The following is a 665-nucleotide window of genomic DNA, read 5'->3' as shown; positions in this document are numbered from 1 at the left end:
CGGCGTCACGGGCGCAGGTGATCAGCGCCAGCCGGTCCAGCGTCTCCGGCAGGTAGACGCGGCGCAGCCCGTTGCGCCCCTCGGCCTCGATGAGCCCCTTGCGCTCGTAGAAACGCAGCGCGGACGCGGCCAGCCCGGTACGCCTGGCCACCTCGCCAATGTCGATCAACGTGTCCCGCATTCCCGGCTCCTCGACTTGAACCACCCTTCAAGTCGGATGGTAGCGTCCGACCCCCTGACGGTTGATTACACAGCGTAGTTACCATAGAGAACATGGAGCTCTTTCCGGCTATGCCACTCGAAGAGTGGGTCGACACCAAGGAGACCTTCCACCGCTTTGCGCAGATAGTCGGCAAGATCCGACTGACGGTGAGTAACCGGCGTAACCACTGGTGGCAGGTGCCGTTCCATCTGACCGGGCGCGGCCTGACCACCCGGCCGATGGGCGGGCTCGCCGAGCAGCCGCTGTTCTGCGTGGACGTCGACCTCGTACGCCACCGCCTGGTCATCGACGTGCTGGACGGCCGCAGCGCGGAGTTCAGCCTCGTCGGGCTGTCGGTGGCCACGTTCCAGGCCCGGCTCTTCCAGACGCTGGCCGACCTGGGGATCCGGCCGGAGATCTGGGCGGTCCCGTACGACCTGGAGGACGAGACGCCGTTCGCCGA

Annotated in this window: 2 protein-coding genes; one reads left to right on the top strand and one right to left on the bottom strand. The window is 66.8% G+C overall.

Going from position 1 to position 665, the window contains the following annotated elements; genetic code table 11:
• Window positions 1-181: MerR family DNA-binding transcriptional regulator (locus tag DMH01_RS42460; RefSeq protein ID WP_125685097.1), on the bottom strand; the 181-nt coding region annotated here is incomplete at its 3' end.
• Window positions 182-273: 92 nt separating this feature from the next.
• Here DMH01_RS42460 and DMH01_RS42455 point away from each other — a divergent pair.
• Window positions 274-665, top strand: a 392-nt coding sequence (locus DMH01_RS42455) for a DUF5996 family protein (protein ID WP_233621890.1), incomplete at its 3' end; no start/stop codon positions are given.

It is taken from the genome of Amycolatopsis sp. WAC 04182 (assembly GCF_003947465.1).
Taxonomy (GTDB): Bacteria; Actinomycetota; Actinomycetes; order Mycobacteriales; family Pseudonocardiaceae; genus Amycolatopsis.
The sequence above is the reverse complement of the archived record's forward strand: the minus strand, read 5'-3'. Positions and strand labels throughout refer to the sequence as shown.